This window comes from Paraburkholderia sp. UCT31, assembly GCF_014397655.1.
Classification (GTDB): Bacteria; Pseudomonadota; Gammaproteobacteria; order Burkholderiales; family Burkholderiaceae; genus Paraburkholderia; species Paraburkholderia tuberum.
The window spans coordinates 32,320-50,230 of record NZ_VZQP01000058.1 but is presented as its reverse complement, the minus strand read 5'-3'; the positions used below and the strand labels follow the sequence as shown (position 1 = coordinate 50,230).

Below are 17,911 nucleotides of genomic sequence, written 5' to 3'. Positions count from 1 at the left end.
GACCTTGAGCTGCGGCGTCGTCACCGGCACGACGATGATCGCCTTCACGCCCATGCGTGCCGCCGATAACGCCACGCCCTGCGCATGATTGCCCGCCGACGCGGTGATCACGCCGCGACTGAGCGCCCCGGCCGGAATATGCGCCATCTTGTTGTATGCGCCGCGCAGCTTGAACGAGAACACCGGCTGGTTGTCCTCGCGCTTCAGATAGACCGGGTTGCGCAGCCGCGCCGACAGGTTCGGGGCGCGTTCGAGTTCGGTCTCGCGCGCCACGTCGTAGACGCGCGCGGTCAGGGTTTTTTTCAGGTAGTCGTGAGACGGCGCGACGCGCCCGGCCGCTGCGGCGGCCTGTTCGAGTTCGTTTAACAGCACGGCAAGCTCCTGGGTGGCAACATTCGATGCAACAACGCATCAACGGCGATCGACATCGAACGATAGCAATCGCGGCATGTTCGCCAGGAGGCAGGCAGAGAATGAACCTGAAAGCGGACATAAAAAAACCCGCCTCGTTTGGCGGGTTATGTGTGACTGCAAGTCGACGCGCGCTAACCCACCATTCGATGAATGATGCTAATAATCAGCGCAATACGGATGTCGAGGCAGTTCATGTCGGCGATCTTCGTCGACTCGGCAAGCTTTGTCAATCTCCGCGCAGTGCGGCAGTGCCACACAAGAAAAACGGGGCGCACCGGCAAGCGCGCCCCGCTGAGACGACCAACACCGACATCAATCGCGCACGCCGCTCTGCTTTTTGAATGCCGCGAGAATGCGTTGCTCGAGCGCGTTGTAATCGCGGCCAAAGTGATGATCGCCGGTCGTGCGGATGACTTCGACGCCGGTCTTGTCGAGCGCCGGACACAGCGTGTCGGTCTCGCTCTCGCCATAGAAGCATTGAACGATCGACGGCGGCACATGCGTCAACTCGGGGCGCACGTTCAGCGCCTTGTCGCTCGCGGGCATGCCGAGCCAGCCGCCGACGCGGATCTGGAAATCGGCGTCGGGCGCGAAGCCGAGCAGCGAAATCAGCGACACCTTATCGCGCTGCGCCTGCGGCAGACGGTTATACGCGAACGGCAGCACGTCCGCGCCGAACGAATAGCCGATCAGCGCGATATGCTGCGCGTGCCAGCGCTCGCCATAGGTTTGCATCACCCGCGCGAGATCGCGGCTCGTTTGCGCGGGCGGCTTCTCGCTCCAGAAATAACGCAGGCTGTCCCAGCCGACCACCGACACGCCATCTTTCTGCAGTGCCTGCCCGATCGTCTTGTCGAGATCGCGCCAGCCGCCATCGCCGGAAATCACGATCGCCATCAAGCCGTTCGGATGCGTGGCCGGCAATTCGATCAGCGGCAGGTCGGACACGTCGTCGGCGCTGATCGAGACCGGCTGCAGATGCGGCGTCAGCAATGCAACGAGACGCGCGCGATCGGCATTGCCCGTGCTCGCCTTTTCGACGAAGCCCGGCACCTTGTCGCGAATCACGGTCGGGTCGGGCGGACACGGTTCGAAGCGCGCGTCGAGCGTGTGATCGGCGTCGACCGACACCGCGCCCGCGATCGTATTGGACGGCGCCTGCTCGAGCACGTGCATCGCGAGCGTCGCGCCCTGCCCCGTACCCGCGACGATCGGCGCGAAGTAGCGGCTCGACTGCGACTGCCGTTCGAGCTGATGGCTGAGCGCCTCGGCATCGCCCACCAACTGATGACAGGTTTCCTTTTTCGCGGCAAGGTTGGCCGCGTAGTGCGCGGTATCGACGCCGACCGTCATCGCGCCCGCTTTCGCGAGCGCATCGGCGCTCTGCTGATCGGCTGCGCTCCAACCGCTTGCCTGCGAATACAGCACGACGAAGCCGCGCAGCGGCCCCTCGGGCTGCGTCACGCGCACGTCGCCATAGCGGCCGCCGGGCACGGTGGTGGTGGCCGCGTGCGCGAGTGCGCCGCAACTCAGAACGCTTGCCGCGACGGCGAGCCGGAACAACGGATGCAATGTCATGAACGCCGGCCTCCTGCCAGCAGCGACAGGTCCGCGAGCGTGAAGAACACGCCCGAACCGGATGTCGCGAGATAACGCGGCTCCCAGCGCGGCTGGAACTTGCTCTTGAAAGCACGCAGTCCGCGGAAGTTGTAGAAGCGGCCGCCGAAGCGCCACACGATGCCGGCCAGCCGATGCCAGCGTGACGCGAGCGGTGTCGGCTGCACGCCGGAGAGCGGCGCAATGCCGAGACTGAGCGAGCGGAAGCCCGCCTGTTTCAGGTGCAGCGCGAGCTGCGTGAACAGATATTCCATCGCATACGGCGACGCGCTTTCGACGTGACGCATCACGCCGACGGTCGCCTCGGTATTCATATCGGTCGTCATGAAGGTCACGAATGCGACCGGCTCGCCGTTCTGGCGCACCAGCATCACCGACTGCGCGGCCAGGTATTCGTCATGGAAAGCCGCGACCGAGAAGCTCTTCTCGCGCGCGTCGCGGCTGTCGAGCCAACCGTCGGAAATGCCGCGTAGCGTTTCGAGCGAGGCCGGCACATGGGCCTGATCGATCACTTCGACGCTAAAGCCGTCGCGTTCGCCGCGCTTGAGCGCATAGCGCAGATGCGCGCGATGCGAGCCCTTCAGATCGAAGTCGTCGAGCACGACGTGCGCTTCCTCGCCGAGCTTCAGCAGCGTGAGGCCAGCGTCGAGATACAGCGGCAGCGCATTCGCGCGCACCTGGTAGAACGCGGCGCGGCCGCCATGTGCATGCGCGAGCGCGACGAACTTGCTGATGAGACCCGCCCACTCTTCGCGCGGCCCCACCGGATCGTGCAACGCGGCCCACGTGCGGCCGTATTTCGCGTACATCAGGAACGCCTCGCGCGACTCCGAAAACAGGAAGCTCTTGTCGCCCATCAACGCGAGACCGGCATCGCTGCGTTCCTGCGCGCGCACGATGCGCGCGGCGTCGTGCAGATCTTCGGGCGCCGGCTTCACGAAGCGGCCCGGCGCCGGACGCAGCAATTGCCAGAACGAGAAGGTCGCGGCGAACACGCTCGCGGCGAGCGTCGCGCGCAGCGCGCGCGGCGCGCGCTCGTCGAACGCGAATTGCCACCACAGATCGCCCGTGTACGGCACGTCACGGAAAGCGAACAGCATGACCCACGTCGCGAGCATCAGCACCATCGCGACCGACACGAGCCAGCCGGCCGTGAAACGCTCCGCGAACAGCGACGAATGACGGTTGAAGCGCTTGCGCGTCGCGAGCAACAGCACGATCAGCATGCCGAGCACACCGGCTTCGACGAACGCGAGACCCTTGGTCAGCGACAGCGCGAGGCTCAGCAACGCGAGCGCGAGCGTCATCCACCATGCCGCATCGAGCCGCCGCAGCAGGCCGCGCGCGACGAACAGCAGCAGCACGCCGAGCACGCTGCATAGCATCTGCGAGCTTTCGAGCACCCACAGCGGCACCAGGTCGCGCAGCATATGAATGCGCTGCCAGAACGCCGGCGTCGCGCTCGAAATGACCAGCATGCCGCCGACCACGAACGTGACGAGGCTCAGAAACAGCGGCGCGAGTTCCGACACGCGCTCCGCCTGCAACATCGACAGACGATTCTTCAGCGCGCGCCCCTCGAAGCCCGCGAGCAGCGCCGCGGAGGCGATCAGCGGCACGCCGAAATAGATCGCGCGATACGCGAGCAGCGCGGCGACCATCTGATGCATCGGCACGCTGCCGCTCAGCGTGAACACCATCGCCGCTTCGAACACGCCGACGCCGCCTGGCGTATGGCCAATCAGGCCGAGCAGCATCGCGGCGGCGTAGACGGTGATGAAGCCGACGAAGCTCACGTTCGCATGCGGCAGCAATGCCCACAACGCGAGGCCCGCGGCGACCACGTCGAGCACCGCCAGCGCAACCTGCGCGAGCAGATCGCGGCGCGCGGGAATATCGAACGAGAGCCACTGCCAGCGCGTGCGGATCGGCCGGGTTTGCCGACGGCACGCGGCCGCGGCGAGCGCCAGCGCGAGCAGCAGCGCAGCGCCGCTCCAGCGCAGCGCGACTGGCGACAGATGCAGCATCGGCGCGAGCTGGCCCGCCATGCAGACCATGCCCAGCGCGGTCATCAAGACGAGGGCGAGCGCGAGCGACACGCTCGTAAACACCGTCATGCGGCCGATCTGCGCGGGCGTGATGTTCGCGACGCCGTACACGCGCGCGCGCACCGCTCCGCCCGTCAGCGCGCCGAAACCGGTCGCATTGCCGAGCGCCGAACCGGCCGTCGCGCCGACCCACAGCGCCGCGCGCGGCACGCTCGCGCCGAGATAGCGCAGGCCGACCGCGTCGCGCCCGACCAACGCGACGTAGCTGAGCGCGGTCGCGCCGAGCGCACCGATCCACTCGCGCGCCGACAACTGGCGCAGTTCGCGGATCACCGAACGGTAATTCACTGCCTCGGACAGATGCTGCAGCACGACCAGCAGCAGCCCGCAAATGACGAGCGCGAGCACGGGCGACAGAAGTCCCCGGCTGCCAAGCGCTTTCGATGCACGGCCGAGCAGCGCGGGGAGGCGCTCGAAGCTGTGTTGAAGTCGGTGGAACATGGTCAATGCGGGCCTTGCGAGGAGCGGTCGCGGCGACGGGTCGTCACGCGCGGTATCGCCTGTGGCGGCGATTACAAAGTGATAACGGCAAAACGTGCAAAAGGTTGACAGCATTAGCAATTTTGCCGTCAGTTCACTTGCGCGTCGCGCGTCAAAAGCGCGCGATTGTAATGCTTCCTCGCGTGATGCGAGGCATCGGGCCGGCGCAACCGCGGCATCAAGATCACGGCTGGGCGTGCCGTAATCAGGAGCGGAAGCACGATATCAGGAAGGGAAACGGCGATGGCAGCCCGGAATTGGCTGACGGCGGGCGTCTATCTGGTGGGACTGGGAGCCGACTCGCTGAACGTGCTCCGCTTGACGGGGCCAGAAAGCACAATGCCCGCTACTCGAGCGGGCATTGACACGACAGCTGGGGCTTGCGGGGCCCGCGCGGGAAACTCGCGCTTAGTTCGGGCGACGGTACGCTTCGGCGATCACTGCGCAGTTCTGCAGATGCAGGTTCAGCGCATGCAGCGCCAGCGCGCGCAGCTTGCCGAAGAACGTGTTGGCAGCGGGGGTGGAACGGACGACATTCGATGTGGTGTTCATGGCGGCTCCTTATCAGGGTTTATACCTACGGAATAACCCGATTATAGCGATCTCGTGCCGCAGCGCAACAAAACAATATTTTTTGGCGACGTCGCGAATGCCAATGTCGCGTACCGGATACGGAAAATTCGTAAAGGGGCCGCATCGGTCGTGCAGGTATTAACAATCCGCACCGTACAGGTGCAATAATGCTCCCTTTGCCTGCGACGCTTCGCCGCAGGCTCGCCGATATGACCGTCGCCCAGACCCAAAAAGCTCTGATTGCGCCTCTTATCGTCGCGTGCGCGATGTTCATGGAAAGCGTCGACGCCAACGTGATCGTCACCGCGCTGCCGGCCATGGCGCGCGATTTCGGGCGCGATCCGGTCACGCTGAAGATCGCGGTGACAAGCTACGTGCTCGGGCTCGGCGTGTTCATCCCGGTATGCGGCTGGCTCGCCGACAAGTTCGGCGCGCGCACGGTATTTCGCACCGCGATCGGCGTCTTCGTGACGGGTTCGCTGTTGTGCGCCGCGTCGAACTCGCTTGCCACTTTCACGGTTGCGCGTTTCATCCAGGGCGTCGGCGGCGCGATGATGGTGCCCGTCGGGCGGATCATCATCTTTCGCGTGGTGGAGAAAGCCGACTTCATCCGCGCGATGAATTACCTGAGCGTGCCCGCCATGCTCGGCCCCGCCGCCGGTCCGCTGCTCGGCGGCTTCATCACCACGTATCTGCACTGGCGACTGATCTTCTTCATCAACGTGCCGATCGGCATTCTCGGCATCTATCTGACCAATCGCTATATCGCCAATACGCGCGAGCCCGACCCCGGCCCGCTCGACTGGATCGGCTTCCTGCTGTCGGCGGCGGGCGCGGTGCTGCTGTTGCTCGGCTTGTCGCTGGTCGGCGGCGAACTGATTTCGAATACGGACGCGTTCGGCATGTGCGCGCTCGGCGCGGCGCTGCTCGTGATCTACGTCGCGTATGCGCAACGCGTCGCACTGCCGCTTCTGGATTTGCGTTTTTTCAAGGTGCCGACTTTCCAGGCGAGCGTGCTCGGCGGCTCGCTATTTCGCATCGGTCTCGGCGCGTTGCCGTTCCTGCTGCCGCTGCTGCTGCAGGAAGGCCACGGCATGAGCGCGTTCCAATCGGGGCTGATCACCTGCGCGTCCGCGTTCGGCGGCATGTTCATGCGCACGATCGCCTCCACGGTGCTGCGCCGCTTCGGCTTTCGCCAGGTGCTCGTGTTCAACGCCGCGCTATCGGGCATTTCGATCGCCGCGTGCGGGCTGTTTTTCCCGCACACGCCGACGTGGATCATCTGGGTCGTCGTGTTGCTCGGCGGCTTCTTCCCCGCGTTGCAGTTCACGAGCCTCAACTCGCTGACCTACGCGGAGATCGCGAGCCGCGACGTCGGCCGCGCGACGAGCCTCGGCAGCGTCGTGCAGCAGATGTCGCTCGGCCTCGGCGTGACGGTCGGCGGCATCGTGCTGCAGATTTCGCGCGCGCTGCATGGGCATCCGAGCATCACCTGGTCGGATTTCTGGCCCGCGTTTCTCGTGGTCGGACTATGCTCGTTCGCGTCGATTCCGGTCACGCTGCGCCTGCCGCGCGGCGCGGGCGCGGAGATTTCGCGAGGCGGGCGCGGCTGAGCCGGCTGCCGTGTCCCCGCGCAAGCGCCCCGCTCTTCACGGGTTCGGGCGCTCACGCGCGCTTGCGAATCACGCTCACGTCGCCATTGCGTTCGAGAATCGCGGCGGCCACGTCGTCCATCGTGCGCGAGCCGGTTTTCTGCCGCACGCTTTCCTCGATGTCGGTGCGCGTGACGAGCGCCGCGTGCATTTCGTTCGCGTGGAACTTGCCGTCGCTGAACACCTCGCGCTCGGCGCCGCCCACCAGCAGCTCGAAGCGGCGCGAGCGTATGAACGACCACGCGAGCGCCCGGTGACACACGACGATCGCGAACGACGCGACCACGGTCGCGATAAACGGCGACGCACCGACGATCGCGCGGCTCAGCGTCGCGCCGAGCAGAATCACGACGACCGAATCGAACGGCGAGCGCTGCCCGAATGAACGGCGCCCCGATACACGGATCAGCGCGAGCGCGATCACGAACACGGCGATCGAGCGCATACCCATCTGCAACGGATCGAGCTCCCTGCCTTGGCCGAATAGAACGAAAAACGCGTCCATCATGTTCGTCCTCCCCGCGGCGCATTGCCGTGCGAATGTTCTGGTGTCCGGATAGTTGCGAGCGAGACGAGCCCGCGACGCGTCGCCGTCGCTCAGGCCAGCGCGCCATCGGTCGCCCATGAGATGAGCGTATCGCCGAAACCGCCGCGCACGCGGGCCACGGTGCGCGCGCTCGTGGTCACGCGCGGCGCGGCGCTCCACGCGATGCGCGCGCCAGTCGCGATCAGGCGATCGACGAGCGCGGCGTCCTCGCTGCACTTGAGCGGCGGAAAGCCGCCCGCGCGCCGATAGGCGTCCGCGGAAACGCCGAGATTCGCGCCGTGCACATGACGATGTCCGTCGGCGTCGACATACGTCTTGCGAAAATATTCGCGCACGCTGTGCGGATGCGCGCTCCAGTCGTCGACGGCGATCGAGCCGCACACCGCATCGGCGCCGAGCGCCAGTTGCGCGGCCAGCCAACCGGGCGACACGCGGCTGTCGGCATCGGTAAACGCCAGCCAGCGCGCGCCGTGCGCGAGCAGCAGCGACGCGCCGAGCGCCCGCGCGATCCCGACGTTGCGCGCCTTCAGCGTCAGCGTCTGCACGCCGTAAGCGCGCGCGATCGCCCCGCTGAAATCGCTGCACGCGTCGAGCGCGACGACGATCCGCACCGCCTCGCCGGCGAGCGCTTCGTGTCGCGACGCTTCGAGCAAGGCCGCGAGGCACCGTGCGAGCAACGTCTCTTCGTTATGCGCCGGAACGATCACGCCGATCATAGAAGCCCCTCGCGCTGCGCGACCGAACGTGCGTCGCGCGACCACACGTCGATCAGCAAGTCGGCTTCGTCGTGATGCGCGAGACGCGCGAGACCGCAGCGCGCATCGAATAGCGCGTGCGCATGGTCGGCGGATTCGCGCGCTTCGGCGAACGGCCGGCGCCAATGACAGGCGAGCAGCGTGCCGTCCGGCGTCAGCGACCCGGCGATGCGCGCGGCCAGCGTTTCGAGCTCGGCCGCGTCGAGGTAGTACGCGAACTCGCTGATCACGATCAGATCGAACGGCCCGTGCTCCGTCGGCCAGTCGCGCGGCACCCTGCGCTGCTCGATCCGCACGTTCGATGCGCCCGCCACGCGTTCACACGCAAGCTCGACGGCGCGCGCGTGCAGATCGGCGGCGAGCAGCGCGTCGCAGCGCGTCGCGAGCCCGGCCGTCAACTCGCCGTTCGCGCAGCCCGGCTCGAACGCGTTGCGATAGCGCGCCCGCGGCAGCAGCGCGAGCGTCAGCGAACGCTTGCGGCGTTCGTACCAGCCTTCGCGCAAACGCCACGGATCGTCGCTGCGTCGGTAGAGTTCATCGAAGTACGGCACCGTCGAGCTCATCTCAGCGATCCTCTCAAGGCAGGGGGAAAAAGTCATAGCGTCCACGGCGCGAGTGTTTGCGAAGACGCCTGATGCGATGCCGGCGCGGCAGTCGTGTCAGCGGCCTCGACGAGCCGTTCGCCGAGCGCTGCGAGGTCGCGTTCCGCGTGGCTCTGCCGCAGAAACACCGGCAGGTCGGCGAGCGCCCGCGCGAAGCGCGCGTCGCGGCACAACGGGCCCGCGCCGAGCGCGCGTGTAGCGTGCTCGATCACGGCGCTCGCGGCCTGCTCGACGGCCAGACGCGCGCGCAACACGCGCGTCGCTGCATCGGCCGACGGCTGCGCGTCGATCCACGCGGCGGTTTCGCGCAGCAGCGCGGCGGCCGACTGCAAGGCGACATCGGTCGCACCGAGATGAGCGAGCCGATGCGCGTCCGCGTGCCGGGCGCACGCGTCGCGCAGCGTGCGCGCGATTTGCGCGGCCGCGCCGTACCAGCATGCGGCGATACCGGCGCCGCCATGCCAGAAGCCCGCGCGGCGCAGATACGCATGCGGCGCACCGACGAGCGTCGCCACGGTGTCTTTGAACGTGACATCCGCGCTCGCGGTCGCCTGCATGCCGACGGCCTGCCACTTCGATGTATCGATCGAGATCGAACTCTGGTCCAGCGCGAGCGCCGCGAGCACGGGCTCGTCGTCGCGCCATGCGGTCACGAGCGCATGGGTGAGCGCCTGCGCGCCGGAGCACCAGGCTTTGGTGCCGGACAGGCGCACCTGCGCGCCCTCGCCGGCAACGGTCTGGATTTCTTCGTCGATGACGCGCACCCGCGCGTGCGGCGCTTCGGCGGCCCACACGCCCCAGCGGCTTGCCGCGGGCGGCAGCGGACCATTGAGCTCGGCGAGAATCGCGAGCGCATCGGTATGGCCTTCGAACAGTTTGACGAGGCCGAGGTCGCATGCGGCGACGGCGGCCAGCGCGCGCCAGCGCACCAGCGTCTCCCCATGCCCCGGCCATGGCGAGGTCGGCGCGCGATCGTAGCCGCGCTCGATCAGATCAGCGAGCAGTGCTCCGAGGGCAGCGGGATCGTTCGCCTCGAAACGCGCGTCGCGCAAAAAATCGTCGAGCGAGACAGCAGGCTTGCCGGGCTGCGGCGCGCGGGCGCTCGCGCGTAGTGCGCGGCCACCGTGCTGATTTGAGACCTGCCGTGACTGGGCCTTGAAGCTGGCCGCGTGGTCGCGCGTGTCGAACATCGTGCCTCCCTGCACCGGTTAGATCCGCGGCCCGCCGGGCGGCGGCGGACTGGAACGTATGCAGAGTGGCAGCAAACACCGTGCCCCGGCCGGCGAGGCAGCCGCGCAGCGAAACAGCGGCTACGTCCCGCCGCTTCCGCTCAGACGTCCATCCGCCTTCGCGAGCAACGCGTCGAGGACCACCATCTCGACCGGCTTCACGAGGTGCGCATGGAAACCCGCGTGGCGAGTTCGATCGAGATCGCTCGCATGGCCGAAACCCGTCATCGCCGCGTACATCGTGCGCGACATCTCGGGCAGCGCGCGCATCGCCGCGAGCGTCGCATAGCCATCCATCTTCGGCATCGCGAGGTCGATCAGCGCGAGATGCGGCGAGAAGCGTGGCGAGATCTGCAGCGCATGCTCGCCCTCGTAGGTGATACGCACCTCGTGGCCCTTCAGTTCGAGCAGCATCGCGAGGCTGTCGGCCGAATCGCGATTGTCGTCGACGATTAGAATGCGCAGCGGCTGCACGTGGGGCGCGGCATTGATCGTGCCGCTCTCCGCGGTGTCGGACTGCGCGGAGGCGAGCGGCAGACTCAGCGTGAACGTGCTGCCGAGTCCCAGTCCTTCGCTGCTCGCGACGATGCTGCCACCGTGCATTTCGACGAGCGACTTGCACAGCGTCAGGCCGATCCCAAGGCCGCCCTCGCCGAAACTTTGCCCTTCCTTCTCCTGCGCGAACAGTTCGAAGATCTTGTCGAGCGAGCGCACCGGAATGCCGCAGCCGGGGTCGCGCACTTCGAGCACCGCCATGCGAAAGTCGACACGTCCCTGCAGCTCGATCGCGCTGCCGTTCGGCGAAAACTTCGACGCGTTGTGCAGCAGGTTTTGCAGGACCTGCACGAGCCTCGTCATGTCGCCGCGAATCATCACGGGAGCGTCGGGTACATGCGCGACCACGCGCTGCTCGCGCGAGTCGGTGAACGGCCGCGCCGCTTCGATCGCGCGCGCGACGAGCTCGGCGAGATCGACGCGCGCAATACGCAGTTCGACCTTGTCGGACATGATGCGGCCGATATCGAGCAGATCGTCGACGAGTCGCGTCAGGTGCGTGACCTGGCGATCGATCAGATCGCGCGCCCGCGCGACCACCGGGCTCAGATCGGTTTCCATCTGCATCGTGCCGATCGCGTTGCGCACCGGCGCGAGCGGATTGCGCAGTTCGTGCGCGAGCGTCGCGAGAAATTCGCGCATGCGCTCCCCGGAGCGCTCCAGTTCCTCGCGCCGGCGCCGCTCGGTCAAATCGCGCGTGACCTTTGCGAAGCCGCGCAAGCGTCGCGATTCGTCATAGACGGCCGTGATGATCACGTTGGCCCAGAACGTCGAACCGTCCTTGCGCATGCGCCAGCCTTCGTCTTCGACGGTGCCGATCTGGCGCGCGATCGCGAGCTCGCGCGCGGGCTTGCCGGCCGCGGCCTCCTCGGGCACATAGAACTGTGAGAAGTGCCGGCCGACGATTTCGTCGTGCGTATAGCCCTTGATGCGCGCGGCGCCTGAATTCCAGCTGACGACGAAGCCTTGCGGATCGAGCATGAAAATCGCGTAGTCCTTCACGCTATCGACGAGCAGACGGAAGCGCTCCTCGCTCTGGCGCAGCGCTTCGAGGTATTCGCGCTGCGCGGTCAGGTCGCGCGTGATCTTCGCGAAGCCCGTGACCTCGCCCTTCTCGTTGCGTATCGCGGTGATCACGACGTTCGCCCAGAACGTCGTGCCGTCCTTGCGCACGCGCCAGCCTTCATCTTCGAAACGGCCGGTCAGCGCCGCCTGTTCCAGCTCGTAGGTCGGCCAGCCGCGCGCAACGGCTTCCTCGGTATAGAAGCGCGAGAAATGCTGGCCGACGATCTCACTCTCCGCATAGCCCTTCAGCTTCTGCGCGCCAACATTCCAGCTGATGATGTTGCCTTTCGCATCGAGCAGAAAGATCGCGTAGTCCGAAATCGCCTGCACGAGCGACAAATAATCGACGCCGACGGGCGCTGACGGCGCGGCCTCGGCCTGCACTGGAGCGGGCCCGCCGTAGTCGCGGGAAGAAGAAGCATCGAGCTGGGTCATGGCGGACACGTCATTGGAATTTTCGTCTTAAGCAAACCTCGCGCCTGGCCGGCGGCGAAGCCGTCGCGCAAGCGGTTGCGCGGTCCACGGAGGGGCCGGGATGCGTCGCCAAGGGCGCTCGCGCGCCGGCTGATAAGGCGCCAAGCTTATAACGACGAGCCCCGCGACAGCTAGCGGGTCATGACGGAAAACGTCGCCGCACTGCGGTTTCGGCTTTCCGTTTTGGCCTTCGTTGGCAAAAACAGGCGTGTCAATTGAAAAAGGTATTCACGACGCGGCGGGCTGCGCGATCGGCCGCCATGAGGCCAGGAAGAAAGAAAGAAAGAAAGAAAGACAAGGCCGCGAGCGCCGCGGCCGCCGCGAGTCGACCCGCTGGAAAATACTGCCTGCCGCGAGGAACACGAGCAGATAACGGCGGCCGACCGTCGCGTGATGCCAACGGCCGGCCCGGCGCGACATCGCTGCAAATCGGCACGCGTCGCGAGTCGAAACCGCTGCTGCGCTGGCGCGCCCGTCAAGCCGCCGCGCCGATCTTTTCCGCGAGCTTCGCGTCGTAACTCGAATGGACATGCACGCGTTTCTTGTCGGGATACGCGTACGCGTACGCCTTGCGCAGCGCGAGCGACGCCTCGTGAAAGCCCGACAGGATCAGCTTCTGCTTGTTCGGATAGTTTGCGATGTCGCCGACGGCGAAGATGCCCGGCCGCGAGCTTTCGTAGTTCGAAGTATCAACGTCGACGCGCCCGCCATGAATCGTCAGTCCCCATTGCGCGATCGGTCCGAGATCGGCGACGAGTCCATACAGCGCGATCAGATGGTCGGCTTCGAGCTGTGTCTCGCCGTTGACCTGCCGCAGCGTGAACGAACGCAGCGCGCCGTCTTCCACATCGAGCGCCGCGATCCCGCCGACGACGAAGTCCATCTCGCCAGCGTCGACCGCGCGCCGCATCAGATCGACGCTCGAATCGGCCGCGCTGAAGCTGGCGCGCCGATGCACGAGGGTCACGCGCCGCGCGACCTTGCGTAGTGCCAGCGCCCAGTCGAGCGCCGAATCGCCACCGCCCGCGACGACCACGTTTTTGTCGGCGAAATCGGCGAGGCGCGGCACGCTGTAGTGCACGTAGCGCTTTTCCAGCGGCACGGCCTCGGGGAGCGTGAGCTTTTGCGGGACGAACGCGCCGTTACCGGCGGCGAGCAGGATCGCCGCGACGTCGAACACGAGGCCGCGCTGCGTGCGCACGGTCCAGCGTCCGTCGTCGCGCTGCTCGACCGTGTCGACGCGCTGTTCCAGATGAATCGGCACATCGAACGGCTTGCACTGCGCGACCAGTCGCTCGACCAGTTCGCGCGCGGTGCACGACGCAATCGCGGGGATATCGTAGATCGGCTTGTCGGGATACAGCTCGATGCACTGGCCGCCGACCCGTCCGAGTATGTCGACGATCTGACAGGTGAGGCCGATCACGCCGGCCTCGAATGCCGCGAACAGAGCCACGGGACCGGCGCCGACGATCAGGACATCGGTGCGGATCGGCGAGGCGGGCACAGCGGACGGATCGGTGGCAACGGTCATGGGGCAGGTCTCCGGATCACGGTGAAAGGCGCAATGGAAGCGTCGATGACCCACCATACCGAATCGGCCCGCACGCGGCAACGATGCCATCGTCGACGGTAAGGGTGCTAGGCGTGCCCGCTCAACGCCCGAAAGTGGCTACCTGAAAATACCTGGAATCGGCCAAGAACAGGTGCGGTTGCGCGCGTCGCAGATCAACGGCTACGCGTATTGCGTCGATATGCATACGGCGGACGCGCGCAAGGGCGGCGAAACCGAGCGGCGTCTCGCGACCGTCGTCGTGTGGCGCGAAACGCCGTTCTTCACGGACCGCGAACGCGCGGCGCTCGAGTGGACCGAAGCGCTGACGCTGGTGTCGCACGATCATGTGCCCGACGCGGTATGGCAGGCGGTGCGGCCGCATTTCAGCGACGAGGAACTGGTCGACCTGACGCTGCTCGTCTCGGCGATCAATGCATGGAACCGCTTCGCGATCTCGTTCCGGAAGATGCCGGCCTGAGCGGCGGCATGACGGCAGCATGAGGCGACGCACTGCCCGCCTCACTCCCCGATCCACGACCCGCGCAAGTCGCTGTCATGCAGCAACTGCAGCAGCGTGCCCGCCGGGCGACTCAAGCGCTTCGCCGCCAGCGCGATGAATTCCACCGACGGCAGCGTCGGCAGTCCGGCCGCATTCAACGGCGGCGCGAGGCCGCGCGCCGCCAGATACTGCGGCCGCACGGTGATGCCGAGTCCGCCGCGCGCGGCCGCGATACAGCCGGAATGACTGCTGCTCGTGCAGACGATCTGCCAGCTCGCGCCGGCTTCGGCGAGCGCATCGAGCACGACCGCGCGCGTCACACTCGGCTCGGCGACCAGAATCAGCGGCAGCGGCTGACTCAGATCGACGAGCGTGCCGGTCCGCGCGAGCCATTCGAGGCGCCCGGTGAAAAGCGGCACGCCGCGCCGGTCACCGAGCCGGCGCTTGCCGACCAGCAGATCGATCGCGCCCGCGTCGAGCAACTCGTAGAGCCTGCCCGTCATGCCGATCGTGATTTCCAGTTCGACGTCGGGATGCGCGTTGCGAAACGCCGCGAGCACGGTGGGGAGCGGGCCGAGCGCGATGTCGTCCGACGAGCCGAGCCGCACGCGCCCCTTCAGACGCGGCGCGCGAAACTGCGATTCCGCGCGCGACAGCGCCTGCAGGATCACGCTCGCATGCGCAAGCATCGCTTCGCCGTCGGGTGTCATCGCGAGCGAATGGGTGTCGCGCAGGAACAGGCGCCGGCCCACGCTCTGTTCGAGGCGCCGGATATGTTCGCTGACGCTCGACTGCGTCAGGTCGAGCCGCCGCCCCGCTTCGGTGAAGCTATGGCAAGCCGCGACGGTCGAGAAGGTCTTGAGCCAGATTGGATTGAGCATGCGTGATTGTGGCCCCGCTTATCGGCATTGTCGATAACAGTCAGCGGGCTTAGTGGGGTTCCCGATTGACGAGGATGTCAATAAGATGACGGAATTCCACCTGGCCCCGCTCTGGCGCCGCTTTGCCGCCGCCGCGCCCGCTGTCGAAAACATGACCAAGGATTCCTCTCAAACCGCCCTGCTATGGATCGTCGCCGCCGGCTTCTTCATGCAGTCGCTGGACACGACGATCGTCAACACCGCGCTGCCGTCGATCGCGAACAGCCTGCGCGTCGCGCCGCTCGCGATGCAACCGGTCGTCGTCGCCTACACGCTGACGATGGCGATGCTGACGCCCGCCTCCGGCTGGCTTGCCGACCGCTTCGGCACCCGCCGCGTCTATTTCGCCGCCATTCTCGTGTTCGTGCTCGGCTCGATCTGCTGCTCGAGCGCGCACACGCTCGGCCAGCTCGTGATGGCGCGCGTACTGCAAGGCCTCGGCGGCTCGATGCTGCTGCCGATCGGACGCCTCGCGGTGCTGCGCAGCGTGTCGGGCGAGCAATACGTGTCGGCGCTCGCGTTCATATCGATCGCGGGGCAGCTCGGCCCGATCGCCGGGCCAACGCTCGGCGGCTGGTTCGTGCAGGCGATCACGTGGCACTGGATCTTTCTGATCAACGTGCCGATCGGCGCGCTCGGTCTGTACGCGGTGCACCGCTTTCTGCCGTCGCATGACGAGGCGCAGGCGCCGCCGTTCGATGTGATCGGCTACGCCCTGCTGTCGTCGTGCATGATCGCGTTTTCGCTCGCGATCGACGCGCCGGTCCCTTCGCATCGCGCGGCGTGGTCGGCGGGGCTGTTCGCGTTGGCCGTCGCCAGCGCGCTCGCCTACATTCCGTACGCCAGAAACCGCCGCGATCCGCTGTTCAAGCTGTCGCTGTTCGGCGAGCCGAACTTCAGCGTCGGCCTGATCGGCAACCTCGTATGCCGGGTCGGTTCGAGCGCGGTGCCGTTCCTCGTGCCGCTGCTGCTGCAATTGCAGCTCGGCTACTCGCCGCTGCACTCGGGTCTGATGATGCTGCCCGCGGCACTCGCCGGCACGCTCGCGAAACGCTGGATCGCGCCGCTCGTGCGCCGCTACGGCTACGACACGTTCCTGCTCGTCAACACGGTCATCGTCGGCTCGGCGATCGTCGCGTTCTCGCTGATTTCGCTCGGCACGCCGCTCGTGATCGAAATCGCGATCCTCGCGGTGTTCGGCGCGGCCAACTCGATGCAGTTCGCAGCGATGAACAGTGTCACGCTGAAGGACCTGTCGCACGAAGACGCCGGCATGGGCAATAGCCTGTTCTCGATGGTGCAGATGCTTGCGATCGGGCTTGGCGTGTCGATCGGCGGCGGGCTCGTCAATCTGTTCGCGGCGCAATGGTCGGCGGCGCTCGGCTTCCGGCTCGCATTTGTGTGCGTCGGCGCGATCACGCTCGTGTCCGCGTGGATCTTCCGCCACCTCGACGACCCGTCGGGCACGCGCGTGATTCGCGGCCAGGCTGCGGCGAGCGCGGGGCGTTGAGACGCGACGCGTTTCATCGTGTGCCGGCGCATGCATTCGAAAGGTCTTCGCGTTAGCATGTCGGGCATCCATGGCTACCAGGCAGGGAGCCCCGATGCCATTCGATGAGCGCGTGCTGAACGGCATGGGCGTCCTGACTGCGATCGTCGATTGCGGCAGTTTCGCGGCCGCCGGTGAAGCGCTCGACATGTCGCAATCGGGCGTAAGCCGTTCGGTCGCCCGGCTCGAAGCACGCCTCGGCATTCGTCTGTTCGACCGCACCACGCGCTCGGTCACGCTGACCGACGAAGGCCGGCGTTTCTACGAGCAGATCGTGCCGCTGCTCGGCGGACTCGAGGAAGCGGCCGCCTCCGCCGCGCACGGCGCGACCGCGGTGCGGGGCCGTCTGCGCGTCAACATGGACCCGTTCTTTTCGCGGCTCGTGCTCGGGCCGCGCCTCGGCGGCTTCATCGACAAACATCCGGACCTGCAGCTCGAACTCGTCACGCGCGACCAGTTGGGCGACATGGTCGGGGACGGCTTCGATGTAGCGATCCGCTTCGGCGACCCGCCGGTGTCGACGCTCGTCGCCCGCAAGCTGCTCGATACGCGCATCCTGACCGTCGCGGCGCCGTCGTATCTGAAGAAGCATGGCAAGCCGGCGAATCCGGGCGAGCTCGAAGACGGCCGGCATATCTGCATCAAGTTTCGCGATCCGCTCACCGGTTATCCGTTCAGCTGGGAATTCCATCGCGGCCGCAAGCAGCTCGCGCTGACGCCGCAGGGGCGGCTGACCGTCAACGACGTCGGCACGCTGCATAGCGTATGCATCGCGGGCCAGGGCATCGCGCAGATTCTCGCGCTCGGCGCGGAGTCGCTGCTCGCGAGCGGCAAGCTGATCGAGCTCTTTCCGGATTGGGGCGACGAGGTGTACCCGCTGTATGCGCTGTATCCGTCGCGGCACCATCCGCCGGCCAAGGTGCGCGCGTTTCTCGACTTCATCATGTCGCTGACGGGCGGCAGGCCGCGCCACGCGGTTGCCTGAGCGCGGAACGTCTGTTTGCTCCCGCCCGGGTCCGGGTCTTGCTGCCGGAGGCTTGTCTTCCCTCCAGGAGAGCAGCGATGAGCAAAACGACGGAAAAATCCCAAGGCGAAGCAAAAAGCGCGGCCGACAACGAATCGAAAAGCGAGGCCAGCGCCCAGACCGAGGATTTCGCGCATCCGCACCGCGCCGTGCATAGCGACAACGCGAAGAGCAAGATGCCCGAGCGCCACGACGAAGGTCACAAGCAGTCTCCGGCGGACCGTCCGGGCAAAAAGTCCGGCGAGGGCGAACCGTCAGTCGGTTGAAAAATAGAACCCTATGTCAGAGCGGCC

Annotated in this window: 17 protein-coding genes; 6 read left to right on the top strand and 11 right to left on the bottom strand. The window is 66.6% G+C overall.

The genetic code is table 11. From position 1 onward, the window contains the following. Positions 1 to 372 (bottom strand): pyridoxal-phosphate dependent enzyme (locus F6X40_RS34000; protein ID WP_187630843.1); only part of this gene is annotated, 372 nt, incomplete at its 3' end. A gap of 101 nt (positions 373 to 473) precedes the next feature. On the opposite strand from F6X40_RS34000, the gene F6X40_RS33995 reads away from it, so the two are divergent. Continuing rightward, entirely contained in the window at positions 474 to 755 is a 282-nt protein-coding gene (locus F6X40_RS33995; RefSeq protein WP_184022741.1) for a hypothetical protein, read from the top strand. Here F6X40_RS33995 and F6X40_RS33990 read toward each other — a convergent pair. From F6X40_RS33990 to F6X40_RS33980, 3 genes are all read right to left on the bottom strand, one after another. Beyond that, a complete protein-coding gene (locus tag F6X40_RS33990; RefSeq protein WP_187630842.1) occupies positions 727 to 1,992 on the bottom strand; it encodes a virulence factor family protein in 1,266 nt (421 codons plus the stop codon). The genes F6X40_RS33995 and F6X40_RS33990 overlap by 29 nt on opposite strands. Then, the gene (gene mprF, locus F6X40_RS33985; protein ID WP_187630841.1) at positions 1,989 to 4,580 is read right to left on the bottom strand and encodes a bifunctional lysylphosphatidylglycerol flippase/synthetase MprF; all 2,592 of its coding nucleotides are present in this window, start codon (positions 4,578 to 4,580) and stop codon (positions 1,989 to 1,991) included. Before mprF ends, F6X40_RS33990 begins: the two co-directional genes overlap by 4 nt. A gap of 447 nt (positions 4,581 to 5,027) precedes the next feature. Beyond that, positions 5,028 to 5,171: a hypothetical protein gene (locus F6X40_RS33980; protein ID WP_184065933.1), complete on the bottom strand. Its 144-nt coding sequence runs from the start codon at positions 5,169 to 5,171 to the stop codon at positions 5,028 to 5,030. A 230-nt stretch (positions 5,172 to 5,401) separates the two neighbouring features. Between F6X40_RS33980 and F6X40_RS33975 the strand changes: the two genes are divergently transcribed. Further along, positions 5,402 to 6,805: an MFS transporter gene (locus tag F6X40_RS33975; RefSeq protein WP_187630840.1), complete on the top strand. Its 1,404-nt coding sequence runs from the start codon at positions 5,402 to 5,404 to the stop codon at positions 6,803 to 6,805. A gap of 52 nt (positions 6,806 to 6,857) precedes the next feature. On the opposite strand, the gene F6X40_RS33970 is transcribed toward F6X40_RS33975, so the two are convergent. The 6 genes from F6X40_RS33970 to F6X40_RS33945 form a co-directional block, all read right to left on the bottom strand. Continuing rightward, positions 6,858 to 7,352: a DUF421 domain-containing protein gene (locus F6X40_RS33970; RefSeq protein ID WP_187630839.1), complete on the bottom strand. Its 495-nt coding sequence runs from the start codon at positions 7,350 to 7,352 to the stop codon at positions 6,858 to 6,860. An 89-nt stretch (positions 7,353 to 7,441) separates the two neighbouring features. Next, positions 7,442 to 8,107 carry a glycosyltransferase gene (locus F6X40_RS33965; RefSeq protein ID WP_187630838.1) on the bottom strand — a complete coding sequence of 222 codons (666 nt, stop codon included), beginning with the start codon at positions 8,105 to 8,107 and terminating at the stop codon, positions 7,442 to 7,444. Then, entirely contained in the window at positions 8,104 to 8,709 is a 606-nt protein-coding gene (locus F6X40_RS33960; protein WP_187630837.1) for an SAM-dependent methyltransferase, read from the bottom strand. The genes F6X40_RS33965 and F6X40_RS33960 overlap by 4 nt, the downstream gene beginning before the upstream one ends. A gap of 32 nt (positions 8,710 to 8,741) precedes the next feature. Further along, a complete protein-coding gene (locus tag F6X40_RS33955; protein ID WP_187630836.1) occupies positions 8,742 to 9,938 on the bottom strand; it encodes an acyl-CoA dehydrogenase family protein in 1,197 nt (398 codons plus the stop codon). A 120-nt stretch (positions 9,939 to 10,058) separates the two neighbouring features. Beyond that, on the bottom strand, positions 10,059 to 12,032 hold the full coding sequence (locus F6X40_RS33950; protein ID WP_187630835.1) for a PAS domain S-box protein: 1,974 nt from the start codon (positions 12,030 to 12,032) through the stop codon (positions 10,059 to 10,061). Positions 12,033 to 12,546: 514 nt separating this feature from the next. After that, positions 12,547 to 13,605: an NAD(P)/FAD-dependent oxidoreductase gene (locus F6X40_RS33945; protein WP_187630834.1), complete on the bottom strand. Its 1,059-nt coding sequence runs from the start codon at positions 13,603 to 13,605 to the stop codon at positions 12,547 to 12,549. 142 nt (positions 13,606 to 13,747) lie between these two features. On the opposite strand from F6X40_RS33945, the gene F6X40_RS33940 reads away from it, so the two are divergent. Next, complete coding sequence (locus tag F6X40_RS33940; protein WP_410452557.1) at positions 13,748 to 14,104, top strand: carboxymuconolactone decarboxylase family protein; 357 nt, start codon at positions 13,748 to 13,750, stop codon at positions 14,102 to 14,104. A gap of 41 nt (positions 14,105 to 14,145) precedes the next feature. Here the strand turns inward: F6X40_RS33940 and F6X40_RS33935 are convergent, their stop codons facing one another. Continuing rightward, positions 14,146 to 15,006, bottom strand: coding sequence for a LysR family transcriptional regulator (locus F6X40_RS33935; protein WP_184065957.1), 861 nt, complete (start codon positions 15,004 to 15,006; stop codon positions 14,146 to 14,148). Positions 15,007 to 15,157: 151 nt separating this feature from the next. On the opposite strand from F6X40_RS33935, the gene F6X40_RS33930 reads away from it, so the two are divergent. The 3 genes from F6X40_RS33930 (at position 15,158) to F6X40_RS33920 (ending at position 17,884) form a co-directional block, all read left to right on the top strand. Continuing rightward, entirely contained in the window at positions 15,158 to 16,555 is a 1,398-nt protein-coding gene (locus F6X40_RS33930) for a DHA2 family efflux MFS transporter permease subunit (RefSeq protein WP_222946242.1), read from the top strand. A gap of 94 nt (positions 16,556 to 16,649) precedes the next feature. Continuing rightward, a complete protein-coding gene (locus F6X40_RS33925) occupies positions 16,650 to 17,579 on the top strand; it encodes a LysR family transcriptional regulator (RefSeq protein WP_187630833.1) in 930 nt (309 codons plus the stop codon). A 77-nt stretch (positions 17,580 to 17,656) separates the two neighbouring features. Then, positions 17,657 to 17,884 (top strand): hypothetical protein, encoded by a 228-nt coding sequence (locus tag F6X40_RS33920; RefSeq protein ID WP_184065963.1) that lies wholly within the window; start codon positions 17,657 to 17,659, stop codon positions 17,882 to 17,884. Positions 17,885 to 17,911 lie beyond the last annotated feature (27 nt).